Raw genomic sequence first — 1,095 nt, forward strand, 5'->3', positions numbered from 1 at the left:
CTAAGAAAATACCCGATACCGCAAAGAAGGTAATAAAAGAGGCAAAAGCATTCGCTTTTCGGGCTCGCCAGTAACGGTAGCCGATAAAAAATGAAAATCCTAAATTCATAAAAAAATACTAATCCTGTGCGCCTATTGGGGCGTATAAGTCAGACAATCAGGCAAAATGTGAATATGAAAACAACAAGCCAGCGTGTATGACTTGCTAAATCATTAAGTTGGGCACGATAATAGGGCTATTAGTGTGATAAATAAAGAGGCAAACCTTGATACCTGACAGCAATTCTTATTTTAGTGTGCCTCACCACTTTAATGTGTACTTAACTTCGTGGGATGCAAACCAAGCTTTACCCACAGATGATGAACTCCGCGACATGCAATCTGTTGGGTTAAAACTACTGACCGAAGTGAAAAGTCTTGAAGCAAATTGTTTACTGCAACTGCGCAATTTAGACAATGATGCTAAAGCCGTGGTCGACTTTTTAAAGCTACAATCGCGTAAAGTCGATTTAGTATTGCAACACGTATTAGAAAAAGAAGTTCAAGATGGTGAGTTATTTAAAGGTGATCAATTTGGTGGCAGTGGAATTAGTATCATTTCTTCACGTCCATTGGTTGTAAATGAACACGTTAAGACCCACATCTATTTGCATACAGAATTAGTGGCATTGTTGTGTCTGTGCCAAATACAAAGCTGCACCCCAGTATCAACAGATGACGCCACCGAAACCGCATATTGGCGCTGTGAGCTTGAATTTAGCCAAATACTTGAAGATGATATTGAGCAATTAGTCAAAGCAAGCTTGAATGTACAACAAAAAATGCTCAAAAAACGTAAACAGAATATCGATAAACAGCGTAGCTGAAGCCTCGCCTCATTCAATACGACTTGATCGCAAACGGAACTGACAAAGATTTCAATGAACCTATTTAGTGTACTCACGCCGCCGAGTGTAAAAAAAGGCCAACAAACGCAAACTTTGGCAACATTGGGTGGCGTGTCGCAAGCCATCACCCTCGCCAATTTAATCAATAACCATGCTGGCACCAGTATTATTGTCACTCACGATACGCCTAGTGCGTTATCGCTTGAGG

Annotated in this window: 1 protein-coding gene; it reads left to right on the forward strand. The window is 40.5% G+C overall.

The annotated features are described in order from the left end of the window. Positions 1-266 precede the first annotated feature (266 nt). Positions 267-866: a hypothetical protein gene (locus tag CXF78_RS01465; RefSeq protein WP_011637852.1), complete on the forward strand. Its 600-nt coding sequence runs from the start codon at positions 267-269 to the stop codon at positions 864-866. Positions 867-1,095 lie beyond the last annotated feature (229 nt).

Origin of the sequence: Shewanella sp. 11B5 (genome assembly GCF_002836795.1) — a bacterium.
Lineage (GTDB): Bacteria > Pseudomonadota > Gammaproteobacteria > Enterobacterales > Shewanellaceae > Shewanella > Shewanella frigidimarina.